This is a genomic window from Actinoplanes sp. OR16, from assembly GCF_004001265.1.
In the GTDB taxonomy this organism is placed as follows: Bacteria; Actinomycetota; Actinomycetes; order Mycobacteriales; family Micromonosporaceae; genus Actinoplanes.
On record NZ_AP019371.1, the window covers coordinates 2155569 to 2174293 of the forward strand.

The window sequence follows — 18725 nt, forward strand, 5'->3', positions numbered from 1 at the left end:
CCGCACGCTGCGGCTTCCGAGCCGCAAGCCAGGCGCAACGCGCCCAGAGATGGTTGGCGCCACCCGAGTCGGCGGACCGCGATTCCTCTAGGCGAGGCAGTGATGATGCTCGTTCCCCGGACGGACCATCAGGCCGAGCGACCTACGTGGGACTGCAAGACATGCGGCGAGCCATGGCCGTGCGCCACCGCCAAGGTCGAGCTCGCCGATCAGTACCACAGATTTCCCCATGGGCTCACGATCGTCATCGGCTCCTACCTGGTCGAAGCGATCGACGACTGGGCCACCGATACGAGCCGGCCACCTCCCAACCTCTACGCGCGATTCCTCGGCTGGACCGACGACCTTGGTTAGCCCGGACTTGACCACTCCTACACCCCCGGAGGATGGAATGTCCCTCTCGATGTTGTTCGACAAGGCCACGGTCAGCGAGATGATGACCGCCTGGCCGACCAAGCCGGCAATTCACATGCCACCCGACGGCAGCCGCCTTCCCGGCATCGCCAACGCAGAACTCATCAACAGCTACCTCGACACCGGCACCGCACCCGCAGAACAGCTCATCGTCATCAAAGACGGGGCGGCCTTGCACTCCCGGGCCTACACCACCGACGGCTATCTCGACCCCGGCAAGGTCGCGAAGTGGCGTGGCCGTGGCTACACCATTCAGCTGCGCAACCTGCACCGCTGGTGTCCCGACGTGAACGTGATCTGCTCGGCGATCCAGAACGAGACCGGATACGGCACCTACGCCACTGGCTTCGTCACCCCGGCTGGCGGACAAGGTCTTCATCACCACTGGGACCAGAACATGGGCTTCGTCTACCAGCTGGCCGGACACAAGACCTGGCAGCTCTGGGAACCCGGAGTCGAGGAGCCGCACCGTGAGCAGTTCGCGTCCAACACCTCGCCGGGCAGCGACGTCCTCGAACGCATGAAGTCGATGCGACCTGACTTCGAGTTCGACCTCGGACCCGGTCAGATCCTGGTACTTCCGCGTGGCTGGATGCACAACCCGCACGCGCGGAGCCAGACCGAGGAAAGCGTTCACGTGACCTTCGTGGCCCGCGAACGCACCGGCTACTGGATCGCCGGGAAGCTGGCTCAGGCCGCGCTCACCTCATCCCCGCTGCGACGCGTCATCCCGCCTGCCAGCGTCGTCGATCCCGCCGCCTTCGCCGGGCAGGTCGCCGAGGCGCGCGACCTGCTGACGCAGTGGCTGACCGGCGCCGATGTCAGCGCGCTGGCCACCGACCTGCTTCAGGCAGCACTCACCGAACCGAACGTCGACTACCTCTCCCACGCACCGAGCCAGATCGGCCAGCGCCCATCGACCCGTTGATTCGGGATTTCTCCGGCGCATCAGGCGCCGGCGATCCATACACCCCCAAGGAGGAGTCGTGTCTCTCGCGACCGCATTGCCGATTCAGGCCGACAAAGACCCGCAGGCCCTCGTTGACCCGGAGACCTTCGAAAAGCTGGCCCTGCACTTCGCCGCCGTACAGGAAGTCACCAAGGCCTACGCCCGACGGGCCGTCGGACAGATGCTGCTCATGCTCAAGGCACACGCCGACTCGCAGCACGACCCCGACTTCGGCCGGCTGTTGCCCGACGGCCGCTCGTACCGAGTTGTGCCGACCGAACCGGTCGACGCGGCCTGGCACGTGTCCCTGCAACACACCGAGCCGTACGCCGCCGCTTGCCAGCAGATCGCGGGAGACTTCGTCCACCACGTGCCAATCCTTACTGAGGGCATGGCGGACGGCTCCTCCATGGAGTACACCCACCAGGCGCTCAAGGCGACCGGCTACTACATCGACCCCGAGTTCTGGGACGGCGAGGCGAAGTCCTGCTGCCCGCCGAACCCGGGGATCTGAGAGGACGACCTGATCGATGCGCATTGACTGGACCGCGTTGCCCGAGGCTGTCACGACAGAGGTAGCCGGCCGCGTCGGCGGAACTCACGTCACACCCGCCACCACCGGTGACCACGCGGAGATAGCCGCATCCGTCACCGGAACCAACGGTCGGGTGTTCGTCAAGGCAGCCAGCACCGACTTCGCGGTCCGGTCACTGCGCTTCGAGCTGCGGGTGAGTGAGGCCCTTAGCGGGCCTCTCTCGCCCGTGGTCCTGTGGCATTTCGAAGCTGCCGACTGGCTGGTGGTGGGCTACGAGCACTGCGAAGGCCCTCACGCCGACCTGTCACCGGGAAGCCCTGACCTCGATCTACTCGGTCAGGCACTGACCGTGCTCGGCAAGACGCCGACACTCGACGTGCCGCTGTTCAGCCCGAAAGCACGGCTCGGGTTCGAGCACCCGACGATGAACGGCGATGCGCTCGTTCATACCGATCTCGGCCCGGCCAACCTGATCGTCACGCCGCACGGCCTGCGGATCGTCGACTGGGCGATGGCAACCAAAGCAGCACCGTGGGTTGAGCTGGCCATGCTCACGCCGTGGCTGATCAGCGCCGGCCACACGCCGGAGCAAGCCGACCGGTGGCTGGCGCGCCATCCCGCATGGCAGTCGACGGATCCAGGCGTCCTGGATTACTTCGCGACGAAGAACGCGGAGAAGTGGGCGTCCAAGGCGGCCGGATCAACCGCAGCCTGGATACATGACCTCGCGGCCTGGACGTCGAAGTGGTCCACGTATCGACTCCGAACCAGCAACACCGCCTCGACCAACTAACACTCGCTCCCGGGCGGTGCCACGCGCCGGACTCCCCGTAAACGAGGAGCCCGGCGGCGCTGCCACAGCGAAGGCCTGCCTACGACCCATTCGCCACGGTGCCAGCCGGTCAGCTCAGCCCCGGCTGGTGCACGAACCATCGCGTGAACCGCGGCATAGATCAAGTGCGATTGATGGCGCACCGCGAAGCGTCCGCATCCAGGGCGAATCCACGTCCGAAACGGCGGATCACCCGCGGGATCACCCGGCACCGAGTAAGGGCGCCGCTCAATGATTTCGGCAACTCCGAATCGGACGCGCATCGACCGCTTGCCACACCGGCGAAGCGGGATCGCCTCACCGTCCGGCTCACCAGGCAACACCGCAGCTCAAGCGGCCTTGCCCGACTGCCAGCCATTTGGCAGGACACCGGCGGACCGGCAGGACGCCGACACAGCCCTGGATACGTCCGGACGCAAAAGCCCTGGTCAACACCAGGGCAGACAGGCCAGTCCAGAACAACCGATCACCACAGGATCACCACGTCCCAGATAACGGGATTTCGGCGGCCCTAGAATGGGAAACAAAAATGCCGTGACCCGCATTTCCGCAGGTCACGGCATTTTCAAAAAGTGCGCCCGAAGGGACTCGAACCCCTAACCTTCTGATCCGTAGTCAGATGCTCTATCCATTGAGCTACGGGCGCTCTCTGTGTTGCTCAGTCAGCCTACAACACCGACTTTCGCGCGGAGACTCCGGGATTCGAACCCGGGATGGGCGGTTAACCCAAACCGCATTAGCAGTGCGGCGCCATAGACCAGACTAGGCGAAGTCTCCCCGGTGCCCCGAAGGTCACCGAGGCTTGAGAATACCGGACCCGCTCCGGGCCGCACAAAGAGGGCCGCATCCGACCCGCCGAAGATCTTCGCCAGGTGTCGCCAACAGGCGAAACGTCGGGTCAGCGACTAGGCTTCGTTCGATGGAGGAGAACACCCGCCGGGAGGCCCCGCGCGCTCGTGATCCGCGGGCGCCGTTCGCCACGCCCGAGCAGACGGCCCCAGCAGGCCAGGCTCCCGCCGAGCAGGCTCCGGCTCGTGCCGGTCGACGCGGCGCCCCGCCGGCGGTCACTTTTCAACCCCCGCGTCCCGACGCGAGTGCCCAAGGTCACCCTTCAACCCCATCTCCCGGTACGGCGGAAACACCCGTGCGGCCCGCAGAACCCCGGAAACAGGCCCCGCCCGCACGCAGACCCACCCGCAAGGCCGTCCCCGCCCAGCCGAAGTCCTCAGCCGACCCCGCCCAACCGGACGCCGTTCAGCCGGAGGCCACTCAACCTGAGCCCGCCCGGTCGCAACCCGCCACGGAACCGAAGAAGGCCAGGCCCGCAAAGAAGGCAACCCCGGCAAAGGCAGCCCCGATCAAGGCAACTCCGGTGAAAGCCGCGAAGAAGGCAGCCCCGGCGAAGAAGGCAGCGACTCCGAGAAAGACAGCCCCGGCCGTGCTGCCGAAGCCGGAGCCGACACCGGACCTGCCGATCTTCGAGGCGGTCCGCACCGCCGACCACCGAGCGCCGGAGCCCCACGACCTGCTGGCGAGACTGCTGGCCGACCCCGCGAAGGCCCCGACAACACTGGCCCACGAAGCGGTCCGCACCCTCGGCCCCCGCGCCCGTGACCACGTGGCGACGCTGCGGGCGACCTACCCGGCGGCCACCGCCGAGGGCCTGATCCGCCTGACGGTTCAGCGTTTCACCCGCGCGGCGGGACTGCGTGGCGCTCTGAGCGCGGCCGCCGGGCCGTACGCCCCGGTCGCCATCGCCGGCAGCGCCGCGATCACGCACGCCGAGCTGGTGCTGCACCTGGCCGCGATTCATGGTCTGGACCCGGTGGCGCCGGAACGGGCCGAGGACGTGCTGGCCTGCGCCCCGGTCATGGCGCCGATCAGGATCCTGGCTGCCTGGGCCGCGATCCGCGTGGTCGACAGGGCGTTGCCGGGTGCGAGTCTGGTCGCGACGGTCCTGGCCGGCCGGAACACGATCGAGACGACCGCGGTCCGGGCCCGCAAGCACTACACGCGCAGCCAGCTCAGCCAGTCGTCGGGGAGCAGCTGATAGCCGACGAACGCGGTGATGTCGAGGAGCGCGTGAGCGACGATCAGCGGCATCACCCGTTTCGTCTTCAGGAAGAAGAGCGCGAAGACGACGCCCATCACCGCGTTGCCGACGAATGCGCCGAAGCCCTGATAGAGGTGGTAGGACCCGCGTACGACCGCGGAGATCGTAATGAGCCAGAGCGGTGACAGGCCCATGTTCCGCAAGCGCGTGATCAGGTACCCGACCACGATCACTTCTTCGACGATCGAGTTCTGGAGAGCCGACAGGATCAGTACGGGCACCGTCCACCAGTACGGTGCGAGCGCCGACGGCACGATCTGGGCGTTGATCCCGAGCTGGAGTGAGACGTACACGAGAAGAAGGCCGGGGATCCCGATGGCCGCGGCCAACCCGAAACCCCAGCCGATGTCGAAGCGGGGTCTGCGGTAGTCGATGCCGAGCTCCCGGGTCGGCGAGATGTGGTCGCGGAAGAGCAGGTAGAGCACGAGCGCGACCGGGATCAGGTCGAAGAAGACGCCGAGGAGCTGATAGGTCAGGTCGAGGTAGGGCCGGGGCGAACGGCTGGGGTTCAGCGTGGCGGTCTGCTGCGCCAGCGGGACCGTCGCGGTGAGCTTGGCGGCGAGCGAGACGATGGCGTAGACGGCCGACTGCCCGAGTGACAGCAGCAGGACGATCACGATCTCGACGGTGTACACCCTGCGGGTGGCCCGCTGACTGTCTTCGAGGGTCACGTGGCAACTCTACGGCTGACACAAACGCCCCCATTTCACCAAGCGACACACCGGGGACTATGACGAGTCGCACTTTTGGTGCGTCGTGTTCCCGACTGTGCTGACCACCCTGAATCCATGGGAGACCTCGCACGCTTGCTCAAGGAGAGCTGGAGCCTCGTCGAGGAACATCAGGACAAGGTGGCCGGCTACTTCTACGCTCGCATGTTCCTGTCGCACCCGGATCTGCGTGACCTCTTCCCGGTGCACATGGACGTGCAACGCACCCGGCTGCTGAGCGCCATCGTCACGGCCGTGCAGACGCTCGAGGACCCGGAGCGGTTCGACGACTACCTGCGCGGGCTGGGCCGGGACCACCGCAAGTTCCACGTGGAACCGGAGCACTACGAGGTCGTGGGCGGGGCTCTGATCGAGGCGATGCGGTCCTTCGCGGGCGAGCAGTGGGGTGTCGAGTACGACCAGGCGTGGGCCGACGCGTACGCGGTGATCGCCTCGAAGATGCTGGCCGGTGCCGACGCCGACCCGAATCCGCCGTACTGGTACGCCGAGGTGGTGGCGCACGAGCGCCGCTCCCGGGACATCGCGGTCTTCACGGCGCTGCCGATGCAGCCGCTCGAGTTCCGGGCGGGCCAGTATCTGAGCATCGAGTGCTCGAAGTACCAGCCCCGGCTCTGGCGCACCTATTCACCGGCGAACGCGCCGCGGCGCGACAACACCCTGGAATTCCATGTCCGTGCGGTCGGCGCCGGCTGGGTCTCCAGCGCCCTGGTACGCCGTCTTCAGGTCGGCGACATGATCAAAGTCGCCGCGCCGATGGGGAACATGACCCTGGACCGCCGATCCACCCGGGACGCGGTGTTCGTGGCCGGCGGCACCGGCCTGGCGCCGATCAAGTCGCTGCTCGAGGAGCTGACCCGGTACAACCGGACCCGCTGGGTGCACGTCTTCTTCGGAGCGCAGACCCGAGAGGATCTGTACGACCTCGCCGACCTGAACCGGCTCGCCGCCCGGTATCCCTGGCTCTCCGTGGTGACCGCCTGCAGCAACGATCCGACGTTCCCCGGTGAACAGGGCAACATCTCGGACGTGGTCGCCCGGTACGGCCCGTGGCAGGAGCACGACTTCTTCGTCTCCGGCTCCGGCCGGATGGTGAAGGCCACCTTGAAGACCCTGGCCGAGCTGCAGGTCCCCTCGGTGCGCGTCAAGTACGACAGCTTCACTGACGCCTAGGTCAGTAATCCCAGGGCCGTCCGGTCTGCTGGTACTGGGCGACCGGCACCAGCTTGGCGTCCGGCTTCATCCGAGCCACGTAGAGCCGGCCTTCGAGGTGGTCGATCTCGTGGCTGATCAGCCGGGCCAGCGCCCGCTCGAACCGGGTGACCACCCTCGTCCCGTCGAACCGCGCGTGCTCGACGTCGATCTGCAACGGCCTGGTCACCAGCCCCCGGTAGTCGAAGAACGAGAGGCAGCCCTCGTACTGGTCGTCGCATTCACTGGATTCGCCGACCACCCGGGGGTTCAGGAGAACCACGGGCTGTACGTCGTACTCCGGAGGTTGAACCACCGCGGCCGCCACGGGCACCCCTATCTGGGTGGCCGCCAGACCGACGCCCTTGCTGAACTCGTGCAGGTCCTGCAGCCGGCCCAGCGACGTGAGCAGCCGGGTCACGGTCTCCTGAGCGGCATTGCCCTCACGCGGGAGTTGAAAATGGCGGGCCCGCTGCCGCAGCAGATCGGATCCGCGCTGGATGATGCCGATGCCCCGCATCCGATGCGAGGCACGTGGCAGGGCCGGCTCCGGCGGCCCTAATTCGTCGTAGATCGGAGCATCGGCGCCGCGGTACCGCCATTCCAGCCGGTACCTGGCGTTGAGCAGGGGCGCGTCGGTTGACCACTCGAAAATGGCGCGACCTCCCTCGTTGCGGCGTTCCAGCGGGGTGCGGACGGGTACCTCGGCGGCGAGGGACGCCTCCACACCCCATACCTGTGGTTCGAAGCTCTCCGGAAAGTTGAGCCGGACGGTCAGTGATCGGGTCGGCAGGCGGACGGCCCGCTGGAACCACTGGCCCCACTTCTCCTCGCCGACCGTGTACGCGTACTCGATCGTGGTCCGCTCGCCCGGGTAGAGCGGGAACTGGCCGCGCTCGTTCGCGAAGAGCAGCCAGATCTCCTTCGCCGCGTCCCGGTCGAGCTTGACCCGCCACTGCATCGGCTCGGCGGCGTTCCCCTCACCGGCCAGCGCGCGCACGTCCATCTCCTCGAAGCTGAGGGGGTTGTCGCGGTGGTGACGGTTGGAGCCGGCCGGGTCGTGCGGGTAGCGATCCACCGCCATCTTCACCAGATAGCGGGTGACCGGCTCGACTCCGGCGTTGTAGAGGTCCCGGCGCACGTGGCAGCGGTAGGCTCCGTCGGTGTACGCCAGTTCGGCGACCTCTTGCTCGACGACCAGCCCGGTCCCCGGTGGCAGCCACTGGACCGGCACCGGAGGGTCACGGTGCAGGGCCGAGCCTCGGGCGTGCCGGAGTTCGTCGTACTCCTGGAAGCGTTGCCAGATCATGCCGCCGGCGCCGAGCACGGCCTCGGCTCGCCTGGCGAAGTCCTCGGTGGGCTTGTGGCGACGCCCCTCGACATGACTGACGTAGGAGGGATCGAAGCCCATGCGCGCGGCAAGCTGCTTCTTTGTCATTCCGCGCTCGACCCGCCATTGCGCAAGCGCCGTAACGAACTGATCTGCGGCCCGTTCAATGGGCGAGGTGGTCATCACGGATGTCCCCTTCGCGACGGCACGTTAAGTGTCGCTGGCTCTCCGTGTCCACAAGGTGCTAGTAGCGCGTTGCCGACAGATACCTTGACGAATCCGACAGGGCAGCAACGCTACGTAAAGTAATTCTTGCCGAGGGTATTCGTCCGAAAGATCCCGCTCCTGGGTGTGGTTAGGCTACCCTTAACCGGGTACGGTGGGTCGCCTCAGACCTCTTGGAAGTCATCCCGGCGAGGAGAAGCGGTGCCTGTGAGCAGCACCCTGGAACTCACCCGGTCGCGGCTCACCGATCAGCCCCTCGCTCCGGTGACAACCACGCTGCGTGCGATGTTCGGCACGAGCACCGAGATACCCGGGCTCGCGCCCGATCTCGTCGTGCACGACCTGGCCGGCTGGCAGCCTGCCGCGCGGCTGACCGACGTGCATCTGGAGACACTGCTCGGCAACGCCACCCGCCGCTGGACCGCTCAGCCGCACGCCGCCGCGGCGCTCGCCTGGAAGGCGTACACCTACTGGCTCACCCTTCCGGCAGTGCTCGGCTGGGCTTCCGCGCGCCGCGTCCCACTGCTGAACGCCACCGACGCCATCATGCACTTCGACGACCCGCGCCCGCTCGTGACCCTCGGGATGCGGCCGGACACCGTGGTCGCGGTCCTGCCCGGTGACCCGCTCGCGCTGACCGGCCACCCGCAGGTCCGCGTCGTCGCCGATGAGGACGCGCTGCTCGCCGAGTTCCGCCGGTCGATCTACGACGAGCACCTCGAGCCGCTGCTCGACGCGATCCACGGCAAGGTCCGGCTCGGCAAGCGCACCCTGCTCGGGTCGCTCGCCTCCGGGATCGCCTACGGCGTACTGCGCTCGGCGGACGTCCTGCCCGGCTCGTCGGCGGAGAGCATCGACCGCCTGCTCGGCACCCTCGGCGTCCGGGACCTCGTCGAGCTCTACCCGAGCCACAACGGCAAGCTCGACGTGCGCCGCAAGACCTGCTGCCTCGCGTTCACCCTGCCCAAGCCGAAGGTCTGCCCGGGCTGCTGCATCAAGTGAGCCTCGGTCGTGGCCGGAGACATCCGGCCACGATGCGGCTCTCCACGGTTCAGCCCTTGGCGGTCGCGGTGACCGTCGCGTCCGGGTCGTCGACGAGCGCGCGGACGTCCCACATCCACACGCCACCGGTCCAGGTGGGCCGGAAGCCGATCAGCTCGGAGAAGGTCCGCAGCATCTCGATGTCCCGGGCCTGCGGCGTCAGCACGACCACACCGGCCTTCCAGAAGCGCAGGTCGGCCAGGGCCATCTCACGACGGGTGTCGGTGATCTCGGGGATCGGGTTGCCCTGCCGGACCGACGTGATCAGGCCGCTCGTGGGACGCCACGGCGGGGAGAAGATCGCGGTGCGGTCGTCCGGGTTGCGCGGGTCCTGGTTGGGCAGCAGCGCGTACGCCCCGGCGATCCGCATGTCCTGACCGGTGTACGCGGTCCAGCGCAGCGGGTCCGGATAGGTGGAGTCGGGCAGCGGCAGCGCGACCAGGGTGTGGTCGTCGTCCACGTACTGCTTCCAGGCGCCGGACGTGACGAACTCGGGGACCGGGTCCATCAGCGTGGTCTGCAGCGGGGTCGGCGCGAGCGGCACGAGCGCCATCGCCACCGCAGTGATCATCGCCACCCGGACCGGGCCGCGGGACTGCGGCTGAGTGCGGATCATGTCGGCGGCGCGCTGGCAGCCGAGGGCGAGCACGATGCCGATCATCGGCGCGATGGCCATGGCCCACCGGGTCGGCACCGCCGAGTCGAGCACCGGGATGCTGTGCATGATCGACCAAATGCCGGGGATTCCGGTGTTCACCCCGTTCAGGTAAATGCGCGGTCCGAGCGACATCGCCGCGAAGAAGACCGCGATCGCGCCGAGCGTCAGCACCGCGACGGACCGGCGCATCCACAGCACCAGACCGAGGAAGAGGATGACCAGGCCCCAGCCGAAGAAGGCGTTCTCCTCGGCCGGGTTCTGCGAGAGACCGGCCGCGACCGTCTCGTTGCCGGCCACCGAACGGCTCGCGTACGCCGTGAACGACCCCAGGTCGGCGCCGAAGTTGCGGACGAACGTCGCCAGGCCCTGATAGCTCTGCGGCCCGAAGAACTGCACGCTCAGCGGGTAGGCCAGCACGGCCAGCGTCGCCGCCGCGGTCACCCCGAGGGCACGCAGGAAGGTGAAGACCTCGCCGCGGTGCGTCCTGCGCCGGACGATCGCCATGACCACGCAGAAGATGCCGACGCCGACAGCGGTCATGAAGAGGATCTCGAGGTTGATGAACGCCTGCCAGATCAGCAGCCCGGCGAGGATCAGCCCGTTGCGCATGGCCCGGCGCGGGGTGCGCAGCTCCAGCGTCCGCCAGATGATCAGCGGGACCAGGAACTGCGAGACGATGTTCGGGTGGCCGCCGGCGTGCGAGACCATGCTCGGCGCGAAGGTGCAGAAGAGGGCACCGACCCAGGCCGCCAGCCGAGAGGTGACGAACCGGCGCGAGAGCACCAGATACCACGAAGTACCGGTTAATGCCAATGCGCCGGTGAGAAATACGTTGAACGCCACATGCGGGCCGAAGAGAAGAGTGATCGGCGTCAGTGGCAAGGAAACGGCCAACACCGAGGTGTTGGCCATCATGTTCACCCCGTCGGGGTAATTCAGACGGTCCGAGAAGAACGGATAGACGCCATCCGTGAGCACGCGGGCACCGTGCGCCAGCATCCACTCGAAGAATGCCTGATCTTGTGGATCATCACGCAACTCATGATCAAGATTGAGCCACAACGGCGCTGTGACGAAGAGGGCGACGGCCAGGAACGAGCCGATCGCCAGCACGTCGCGCCACGTGAGCGCACGCCACGGAAGGCGGTGCCGAGCAGGACGTATCGCCTGCTCTTCGGTGGTTTCCACAACCGGCGCGACAGCGGCCGGCGCACTCACCCGCACGTCGCCCTCAAGGGCGATCAGCTCCGCGTCCAGGTCGTCGTCGGCGGTCGCTTGGCGCGGCGGAAGAACGTTCTCGCCGGTTGACTGGCCTGTCGAGTCAAAACCCGTAATCGTCATAGCATCGGCGAGCCTAACCGAGGTTCCGAAGAGTTCAGCGATGAGCGCCCGATGCGTGATAGAGCCGATATGTACGCGTGTTTTCCGCGTGCTCTTCGTGTCCACCTACACAGGAAGCTTTCAGCGCGTAACCCAAACGAGTGCCCGACCTGCCTATGTCTCAATCAGGCCAAAAAATCGCCGACGACCGGTGGTCAACTTTCGGATAGGCGCGTCAAGTGGTTAACTTCTCCGGTCCCGCTGTCAGCTCAGATCGGCAAGATGAGGGAACCTCACCTATGGCAGACATCACTGGAGACCAGCGGATCCAGTCCGAAGTGCTCGAAGGCCTGGCTACGGCCGTGAACCACCGTCGGTGGTTCGTCGAGCTCGCGCTCCCGTACCTCGGGGACAACCCGATCGAGATCGGTAGCGGCCTCGGTGACTACGCGATCGAGTGGTCGGAGCACCTCCCGCGGTTCACCGCGACCGAGGCCGACCCGGATCGTCTCGTCCTGCTCAAGGAGCGGATGGCGGACTATCCGAACATCGACGTGAAGCAGATGCTCCTGCCGTCGCCCGAGGCGAACGGGGAGTACAGCGCGGCCGTCTCCTACAACGTGCTCGAACACATCGAGGACCACGTCGGAGCGCTCAGCAGCATGAAGGACCTGGTCCGCCCCGGCGGTCGAGTGATCATCATCGTTCCCGCGTTCATGTTCGCGATGAGCGACGTCGATTACGCGACTGGGCACATCCGGCGCTACACGAAGAAGACCCTCTCGGCCGCGTTCGTCGACGCCGGCCTGGAGATCGAGAAGTTGCACTACGCGAACGCGCTCGGCCTCATCGGGTACTACGCGGCGACCAGCATCTTCAAGCTGGCGCCGAAGGAAGGCCCGATGGTCAAGATCTACGACTCGCTGGTACTCCCGGTGACCAAGGCCGCGGAGCGGGTCGTGCGGCCGCCGTTCGGCCAGTCGGTCTTCTGCGTGGCGAAGGTGCCGGGCTGACCCGAACCATGAGAAAGGCCGCCGGTTCGCCGGCGGCCTTTTTCGTGGACGGCTCCCTTTTTCGTGCTGGCTCAGGCACGGACCTGGAAGGTCGGGCGCAAGGTCGCCCGGGCCAGGGTGTGGAACGCCAGGTTGAAGCCGACGTAGGCCGGCGAGGCGTCCGGCGTCACCTCGAGGCGGTCCACGTCGATCGCGTGCACCGCGAAGACGTAGCGGTGCGGGCGGTCGCCGGGCGGCGGCGCGGAGCCACCGTAGTTCTGCTCGCCGTAGTCGTTGCGGACGCAGAACGCCCCCTCCGGCACCGGGTCGACCCCGCGGTCCAGTGACGTGACCGACACCGACAGGTTCACCAGCACCCAGTGCCAGAAACCACTGCCCGTAGGGGCGTCCGGGTCGAAGCAGGTCACCACGAACCCACGTGTCTCGTCCGGGAAACCGGACCAGGACAACTGCGGCGAGAGGTTCTTCCCGCCCACGCTGGTGTGCGCGAACAGCTCGTCGAGCGGCTGCCCGTCCGTCACGTCCGTGCTGGTCACCGTGAAGGACGGGACCGGCGGCAAGACATCGTAAGGGTCGGGAGCCAGGGCGCGGTCAAGACTCATGAAGGCCTCCGGCGGCGTGGTGAGTAACTGATCAGGTCTTCCCACGATGCGCCGACACTAACCGCCTGAGGTCACGAGCGCCTTTCGTCCGCATTGCGGCAAGCGGTCACTCGAACGTGTAAACGCACAGGTGGTGCGCGTACCTGTGAGCATGCTGGGCGACTCTTGTGTCAGACATCCGACCGGGTGTGTGCGGCAGAGATCCCCGCGCCCGGTTGCGATAGAGCGAGTGGGCACCCGTCCTGAGGCGGGTGCCTACTGCTATCAGTTGACCCGAGCCACTCGCAGACCGCGGTAGATCTTGCGGTAGACGACTCCGGTCCGGCTGTTCCCGGCGTCGATCATCATGCCGCGGCCCATGTAGATGCCGACGTGCCCGGGACCGACCACCAGATCGCCGGGACGGGCCTGGGACCGGGAGACGGTACGCGCGCGGCGCGCCTGTGCCCCCGACGAGTGCGGCAGGCTCATCCCGGCCTTCGCGTAGGCCCGCTTCGTGAAGCCCGAGCAGTCGAAACCGTGCGGGCCCTCACCGCCTCGCACGTACCGCTTGCCCACCTGGGAGCGGGCGAAGGCGATGACCGCGTTCATGTTCCGGCCGGCGCCGGTGGCCCGCAGCCGCCGGACCGTGGTGCTCCGCGTCGTCTTGCGCACCGACAGGGCGCCGCGCTTCGCGACCGTCACCCGCTTCTGCTGCACGGCGATCCGGCGCTGCACGGTTCCGGCACGCCGCACCGAACGGGAACGCTGCTGCCCCGGTTGGGCCAGCACGGACCGGGCCAGCTCAGATTGGGCCAGCTCGGACTGGGCCAGCTCGGACTGGGCCTGCACGGCTTGGGCCCGCTGCGCAGCCTGGGCCCTCTTCGCCAGGGCCTGTCCGGGGCGCCGGAGAGCCGGCGAGGCGACCGGACGCGCGTTGGGCCGCAGCACCGCGGGACGGCGCACCATCGAACGGGAGGCCCTCTGCTGGGCCGCCATCCGCTCTTGGAGCAGCCCGGTGTTGAAGTCGGGGAGTTCGAGGCCGGGGGCCTCGGGTGTGGCCGGCAGGGGCGCGGCGGGCATTGCCTCCGCGGCGTGCTCGGCGGGCTCTAGGGCCGGCGCGATGACGGCCAGCGCTAACGCGCCGACGGTCAGCACCCGGCGGGTGGACGAACCGTGCAGTGTTGCCTCCGAAATAGGCCCGGGGCACTCACGCGAATCCCATGCAGCGCGGCGGATACTGCTTGCCGCGCTATTGCCTCCGTCGAAGGTGGGCAATGGGAACCCGGACAACCATGCGTATTCCGTGGACCATGCCAACACAACATCGAATGAGCCGGGGCAGGATTCAGCTAATTGATCCCCCCGATCTCGGAAAGATAAACGCGCTACGGTCACCCGGCCGGTGGGAGGGTGATGCGTACGCCCGGTGTGGACAGCGCGCCGTGCACCGAGACCTCGACGAGCTCGACGTCCACCGGCACGTCGAAGGGGAGCACCCCGGTCACCTCGACACCCGGCGGGATCTCGTTCAGCAGCGTCGGGTTGCGATCGTTGAGAAACACCGCGGCCTGTTCCGCCGCGGCGTAGGCTACGCCGTTGGCGTCATAGACGCGCTGTGAGCCGCTGTCGAACAACTCGGGTTCGGAACCGGTGTTCTTCACCGAAACGTCGAGCAGACAGAAATTGCCGTTCGCCCGTTGTTGCATCCCGTCCGGGCCGACCGCGTCGAGACCGCATCGGACACCGTTCACGGCGAAAGCGAAATGCCCGGCCGTCGCTGCCCCCGGCGCACTCGTCGCGACCACCAGGGGCCGGCTCTCGGCGGTCACCACCGCCCAGACGCCGAAGGAGACCAGCGCGACGACCGCGACGATCCCCCCGGCGATCCAGAGCCTCGTGCGCAACGCCGCCGTCCCGGGGTCCAGCCCGTCGTAGTCCTCGACAACGGCGGCGGGCGGCGAACGGTGCGGTGCGTACGTCACGGAATCCCCCAGCGGTCGGTTACCGGCGCGACCAACGGACGCGCTGTCCGTCCATGCTGGGTTCGACACGGCCCAACTTCGGGGCGACTCGCCGCATATCCGACTTTATCCGGCATATACCTCGGGAGTTCTTCACTCTAACGAGTGAGTACGATCTTCCCGAGGTGCTCGCTGGACTCCATGAGACGCTGCGCCTCGGCCGCCTCCGCCAGCGGGAAAGTGCTGTGGATGATCGGCTTGACGAGTCCGGCGGCGACGAGCGGCCACACCCGATCCCGGACGCCCGCGACGATCCGCGCCTTGTCGTCGGCCGGCCGCGCCCGTAGCGACGTCGACGAGATCCGGCCCCGCTTCGCCATGAGCGCGCCCAGGTTCACCTCGGCCGTGCTACCGCCCTGCATGCCGATCACGGTGATCCGGCCGTCCGGTGCGAGCACCTCGACGTTCCGGGACAGGTACTTCGCCCCGATGATGTCCAGCACCACGTCCGCGCCGCGCCCGCCGGTGAACGCCAGCACCTCCCGTACGAAATCCTGGGTCTTGTAATCCACCGCGAGCGACGCGCCCAGCGCGAGCAACCGCTCGTGTTTCTCCGCGCGAGCCGTGACCAGCACCGTGGCGCCCAGAGCCACACCCAGCTGGATCGCGAACGTCCCGATCCCGCTGCCGCTGCCGTGCACCAGCAGCGTCTCGCCGGTCTTCAGCCGGTCCCGGTCCACCACGTTGGACCAGACCGTACACGCCACCTCGGGCAGCGTCGCCGCCTCCACCAGCGACAACCCGGCCGGAATCGGTAGCAGCTGGCCCTCCGGAACGGCGACTCTCTCCGCATATCCGCCACCGGCGAGCAGCGCGCAGACCCGCTCGCCGACGTGATGGCCGGTCACGCCCTCCCCGACCGCGCTGATCACGCCGGAGCACTCCAGCCCCGGATAGTCCGGCGCGCCCGGCGGCGGAGGATAGAACCCCTGCCGCTGCAACACGTCGGCCCGGTTGACCGCCGAAGCCGTCACGTCCACGACGACCTCGCCCGCTTGCGGCTCCGGATCCGGCACTTCAGCCCAGACCAGCCGCTTGTCCTCGATCACGATCGCGTACATGAGGCCGACTCTGCCCCACCGGTACGACACGAAACTCGGGCGGGTGGCAAACTGGAGCGGCACCGCCTTGGAGGACTCGCCTAGTGGCCGATGGCGCCGGTCTTGAAAACCGGTATGGGGAAACTCATCGTGGGTTCGAATCCCACGTCCTCCGCTTCCGTCAGCACGCTCTGCGTGCGCTCACCGCCCACCCGAGGGCTGCGGTCAGTCGCCGGGTGGGTTCAGGACCATCTGGGGGCCCGCCCCTCGACCGGCCAGGCGGTCGCTCGGGTTCACCAGCTTGCAACGCTGCAGTGACAGGCAACCGCAGCCGATGCAGCCCGTCAGCTGGTCGCGGAGGCGTTCCAGGACGGCGATCCGTTCCTCCAGGCGGTGGCGCCAGCGGGCCGAGAGGCGGGACCAGTCGCCCTTCGTCGGGGTTCGGTTCTCGGGGAGGGAGGCGAGCGCCTCACGGATCTCGTCGAGGGACACGCCGACCTGCTGGGCGATCTTGATGAAGGCGACGCGGCGCAGCTCGGCCCGGTCGTACCTTCGCTGATTGCCACCTGTCCGGCTGGCGTGGATGAGGCCTTCGCGCTCGTAGAACCGCAGGGCGGACGGCGCGACCCCGCTGCGGACTGCCAACTCGCCGATCGTCAGCGACTCCATGCGACCCCCTCGCAAACAAACCTTGAGCTGAAGTGAACTTCAACTTGCAGCCTAGACACATGACCGCCATCAGCGCACCTACGAAACCGTTGCACGCACTGCTGAGCCGGATCACCGGCGACGCGAAGCACGCGCCGAGCGCGCATTCCACACTGGACGTGCTCTGGGTGCTCTACGACCGGGTGCTCAGGATCACCCCGGAGACCACCGACGCGCCGGATCGTGATCGGTTCCTGCTGTCGAAGGGGCACGGCCCGGCCGCCTACTACGCCGTCCTGGCAGCCAAAGGGTTCATTCCCGAGGAATGGCTCGACGATCTCGGCGGCTGGGACAGCCCGCTGGGCCACCACCCGGACCGGATGCTGATCCCCGGCGTCGAGGTCGGCACCGGCTCACTGGGGCACGGCCTGGGGCTGGCCGTCGGCACCGCGCTCGGGCTGCGGGCTCAGGGCTTCGACCGGACCCGGACGTTCGTGCTGGTCGGTGACGCGGAACTGGACGAGGGGTCGAACCACGAGGCGATCGCCTACGCGGCCGCCGTCCAGTTGCCGATCACCGTGATCGTCATCGACAACCAGTCGTCGACGCACGGCTGGCCGGGCGGGATCGCGCAGAGGTTCCCCGGCTGGAGTGCCGACGTCGTCGACGGCCGCGATCACGACGCCATCGAGATCGCGCTCATGAAGGCGGGCACCCACCTCGTCGTCGCCACCGTCGAACCGAAGCGAGGCTGAGAGTCATGCGCGAGACCTTCGTCGCCACCACCACGGAAATCCTCGAGAACGATCCCCGCACGGCCCTGGTCCTCGCCGACATCTCCGGCGACGTGTTCGAACCGGCGCGGAGAAAGCACCCCGGTCGCGTCTTCAACGTCGGCATCCGCGAGCAGTTGATGGCCGGCGTCGGCGGAGGACTGGCGCTCACCGGGATGCGGCCGTTCCTGCACTCCTACGCGCCGTTCCTGATCGACCGGGCCTACGAGCAGCTCAAGCTCGACCTCGGCCATCAGGACGCCGGCGCGGTCCTGGTCAGCATCGGTTCCTCGTACGACGCGGCAGCCGAGGGATACACCCACCAGTCGCCAGGGGACGTCGCGTTGCTGGACACCCTGGAAGGCTGGACGGTCCACGTACCGGGTCATCGTGACGAGGTCGCTGCCATGTTGCACGCTGCGACGCACCACGACGACCGTGTCTACGTGCGCCTGTCGGTGCAGGAGAACGGGTCACCGCACGCCGACGGCAGCGTGTTGCGCCGAGGAGGCCCGCTCGTCGTGGCGGTAGGCCCGATGCTGGATCCCGTGCTGGAGGCGGTCCAGGATCTGGACGTGACGGTCCTCTACACCAACACGCCCAGGCCCCTGGCCCGAGAAGCCATCACTGCCCTGATGGATCGGGAGATCGTGGTGGTCGAGCCCTACCTCGCCGGCACCTCGGCCAAACCGATCAGCGAGATCCTGAGCCACCACCCGCACCGGGCCCTGCACCTCGGTCCGGCGAGTGCGGAGGTCCGCCGTTACGGCACCTGGCGCGACCATGCCCGCGAGCACGGTCTGGACCCGGCCGGATTGAGGCGATCGATCACAGCGTTCCTATGAGAAGGCCAGGGTGGCCGCACGACGGGGAGCGGGCGCGACAGCCTCGACCCGCCGGCCGTGGAACATCTGGCGGAACAGCTCCTCGACCCGCCAGATCGCCTCCGACGAGCCGAGCCTCAACCGGAACCTCTCCCGGACCCCGTCGACGGCGGTGAGGGCCAACTCGATGCCCGTTCGGGAGAGCTGCCAGCTCACGTTGTCGAGGTGGCGCAGGTTGGCGTTGAGGTGCAGCCGTTGCCGGTGCAACGGCCGCATCTCCTGGATCACCACGAGACGGCGCTGGGTCAGCATCAGGTAGTGGTGACCGCCGGAGAAGAGAAGGCCGGGCCGGGCACAGCGGGCCACGAGCACGGCGGCGTCATCCTGGTCGACGCAGTTGCGGAAGATCGTCATGTGCCGGTACGCGGCCGGGCTGGCCGATCCGGCATCTGCGGCTTGGTGGAACGTCCTGGCGAACACGTCCAT

Annotated in this window: 19 protein-coding genes and 3 tRNA genes; 11 read left to right on the forward strand and 11 right to left on the reverse strand. The window is 67.7% G+C overall.

Annotation, left to right across the window (positions count from 1 at the left end):
* Nucleotides 1-102: 102 nt before the first annotated feature.
* Genes EP757_RS09980 through EP757_RS09995 form a run of 4 tightly spaced genes read left to right on the forward strand, consistent with a single transcriptional unit; the run spans nucleotide 103 to nucleotide 2691 of the window.
* Nucleotides 103-354, forward strand: coding sequence for a hypothetical protein (locus EP757_RS09980; protein ID WP_232050448.1), 252 nt, complete (start codon nucleotides 103-105; stop codon nucleotides 352-354).
* A gap of 37 nt (nucleotides 355-391) precedes the next feature.
* Nucleotides 392-1342, forward strand: a complete 951-nt coding sequence (locus EP757_RS09985; protein ID WP_160165781.1) for a JmjC domain-containing protein — start codon at nucleotides 392-394, stop codon at nucleotides 1340-1342.
* Between the two features lie 58 nt (nucleotides 1343-1400).
* On the forward strand, nucleotides 1401-1877 hold the full coding sequence (locus tag EP757_RS09990) for a hypothetical protein (RefSeq protein ID WP_127544139.1): 477 nt from the start codon (nucleotides 1401-1403) through the stop codon (nucleotides 1875-1877).
* Between the two features lie 16 nt (nucleotides 1878-1893).
* On the forward strand, nucleotides 1894-2691 hold the full coding sequence (locus EP757_RS09995; protein WP_127544141.1) for a phosphotransferase family protein: 798 nt from the start codon (nucleotides 1894-1896) through the stop codon (nucleotides 2689-2691).
* A gap of 612 nt (nucleotides 2692-3303) precedes the next feature.
* Here the strand turns inward: EP757_RS09995 and EP757_RS10000 are convergent.
* Nucleotides 3304-3376: transfer RNA gene (locus EP757_RS10000), tRNA-Arg, on the reverse strand.
* A 41-nt stretch (nucleotides 3377-3417) separates the two neighbouring features.
* Nucleotides 3418-3507, reverse strand: a tRNA-Ser gene (locus EP757_RS10005).
* Nucleotides 3508-4102: 595 nt separating this feature from the next.
* Here EP757_RS10005 and EP757_RS10010 point away from each other — a divergent pair.
* Nucleotides 4103-4780 (forward strand): hypothetical protein, encoded by a 678-nt coding sequence (locus EP757_RS10010; RefSeq protein WP_162521011.1) that lies wholly within the window; start codon nucleotides 4103-4105, stop codon nucleotides 4778-4780.
* Here EP757_RS10010 and EP757_RS10015 read toward each other — a convergent pair.
* The gene (locus EP757_RS10015) at nucleotides 4738-5514 is read right to left on the reverse strand and encodes a CPBP family intramembrane glutamic endopeptidase (RefSeq protein ID WP_127544145.1); all 777 of its coding nucleotides are present in this window, start codon (nucleotides 5512-5514) and stop codon (nucleotides 4738-4740) included. The genes EP757_RS10010 and EP757_RS10015 overlap by 43 nt on opposite strands.
* 117 nt (nucleotides 5515-5631) lie before the next feature.
* Between EP757_RS10015 and EP757_RS10020 the strand changes: the two genes are divergently transcribed.
* Nucleotides 5632-6744: a globin domain-containing protein gene (locus EP757_RS10020; protein WP_127544147.1), complete on the forward strand. Its 1113-nt coding sequence runs from the start codon at nucleotides 5632-5634 to the stop codon at nucleotides 6742-6744.
* Nucleotide 6745: 1 nt separating this feature from the next.
* Here EP757_RS10020 and EP757_RS10025 read toward each other — a convergent pair whose 3' ends face one another.
* Entirely contained in the window at nucleotides 6746-8275 is a 1530-nt protein-coding gene (locus tag EP757_RS10025; protein ID WP_127554174.1) for a peptide deformylase, read from the reverse strand.
* A 327-nt stretch (nucleotides 8276-8602) separates the two neighbouring features.
* On the opposite strand from EP757_RS10025, the gene EP757_RS10030 reads away from it, so the two are divergent.
* Nucleotides 8603-9319, forward strand: a complete 717-nt coding sequence (locus EP757_RS10030; protein ID WP_127554175.1) for a hypothetical protein — start codon at nucleotides 8603-8605, stop codon at nucleotides 9317-9319.
* A gap of 49 nt (nucleotides 9320-9368) precedes the next feature.
* Here the strand turns inward: EP757_RS10030 and EP757_RS10035 are convergent, their stop codons facing one another.
* The gene (locus EP757_RS10035) at nucleotides 9369-11357 is read right to left on the reverse strand and encodes a hypothetical protein (RefSeq protein ID WP_127554176.1); all 1989 of its coding nucleotides are present in this window, start codon (nucleotides 11355-11357) and stop codon (nucleotides 9369-9371) included.
* 278 nt (nucleotides 11358-11635) lie between these two features.
* Here EP757_RS10035 and EP757_RS10040 point away from each other — a divergent pair, with 278 nt between their 5' ends.
* On the forward strand, nucleotides 11636-12349 hold the full coding sequence (locus EP757_RS10040) for a bifunctional 2-polyprenyl-6-hydroxyphenol methylase/3-demethylubiquinol 3-O-methyltransferase UbiG (RefSeq protein ID WP_127544149.1): 714 nt from the start codon (nucleotides 11636-11638) through the stop codon (nucleotides 12347-12349).
* 71 nt (nucleotides 12350-12420) lie between these two features.
* Here the strand turns inward: EP757_RS10040 and EP757_RS10045 are convergent, their stop codons facing one another.
* From EP757_RS10045 to EP757_RS10060, 4 genes are all read right to left on the reverse strand, one after another.
* A complete protein-coding gene (locus tag EP757_RS10045) occupies nucleotides 12421-12951 on the reverse strand; it encodes a YbhB/YbcL family Raf kinase inhibitor-like protein (RefSeq protein WP_127544151.1) in 531 nt (176 codons plus the stop codon).
* A gap of 264 nt (nucleotides 12952-13215) precedes the next feature.
* Nucleotides 13216-14088: a C40 family peptidase gene (locus EP757_RS43795; protein ID WP_232050449.1), complete on the reverse strand. Its 873-nt coding sequence runs from the start codon at nucleotides 14086-14088 to the stop codon at nucleotides 13216-13218.
* Between the two features lie 236 nt (nucleotides 14089-14324).
* Nucleotides 14325-14915 (reverse strand): DUF4352 domain-containing protein, encoded by a 591-nt coding sequence (locus EP757_RS10055; RefSeq protein WP_127544153.1) that lies wholly within the window; start codon nucleotides 14913-14915, stop codon nucleotides 14325-14327.
* 137 nt (nucleotides 14916-15052) lie between these two features.
* The gene (locus EP757_RS10060; RefSeq protein ID WP_127544155.1) at nucleotides 15053-16015 is read right to left on the reverse strand and encodes an NAD(P)H-quinone oxidoreductase; all 963 of its coding nucleotides are present in this window, start codon (nucleotides 16013-16015) and stop codon (nucleotides 15053-15055) included.
* Between the two features lie 69 nt (nucleotides 16016-16084).
* Between EP757_RS10060 and EP757_RS10065 the strand changes: the two genes are divergently transcribed.
* Nucleotides 16085-16169, forward strand: a tRNA-Ser gene (locus EP757_RS10065).
* A gap of 50 nt (nucleotides 16170-16219) precedes the next feature.
* Here EP757_RS10065 and soxR read toward each other — a convergent pair.
* Nucleotides 16220-16663 carry a redox-sensitive transcriptional activator SoxR gene (gene soxR / locus EP757_RS10070; RefSeq protein ID WP_127544156.1) on the reverse strand — a complete coding sequence of 148 codons (444 nt, stop codon included), beginning with the start codon at nucleotides 16661-16663 and terminating at the stop codon, nucleotides 16220-16222.
* A gap of 59 nt (nucleotides 16664-16722) precedes the next feature.
* Here soxR and EP757_RS10075 point away from each other — a divergent pair, with 59 nt between their 5' ends.
* Both EP757_RS10075 and EP757_RS10080 read left to right on the forward strand, forming a co-directional pair.
* A complete protein-coding gene (locus tag EP757_RS10075; protein WP_127544158.1) occupies nucleotides 16723-17397 on the forward strand; it encodes a thiamine pyrophosphate-dependent enzyme in 675 nt (224 codons plus the stop codon).
* A gap of 5 nt (nucleotides 17398-17402) precedes the next feature.
* Nucleotides 17403-18260 carry a transketolase family protein gene (locus EP757_RS10080; RefSeq protein WP_127544160.1) on the forward strand — a complete coding sequence of 286 codons (858 nt, stop codon included), beginning with the start codon at nucleotides 17403-17405 and terminating at the stop codon, nucleotides 18258-18260.
* Here EP757_RS10080 and EP757_RS10085 read toward each other — a convergent pair.
* On the reverse strand, nucleotides 18255-18725 hold the full coding sequence (locus EP757_RS10085; protein ID WP_127544162.1) for a hypothetical protein: 471 nt from the start codon (nucleotides 18723-18725) through the stop codon (nucleotides 18255-18257). The genes EP757_RS10080 and EP757_RS10085 overlap by 6 nt on opposite strands.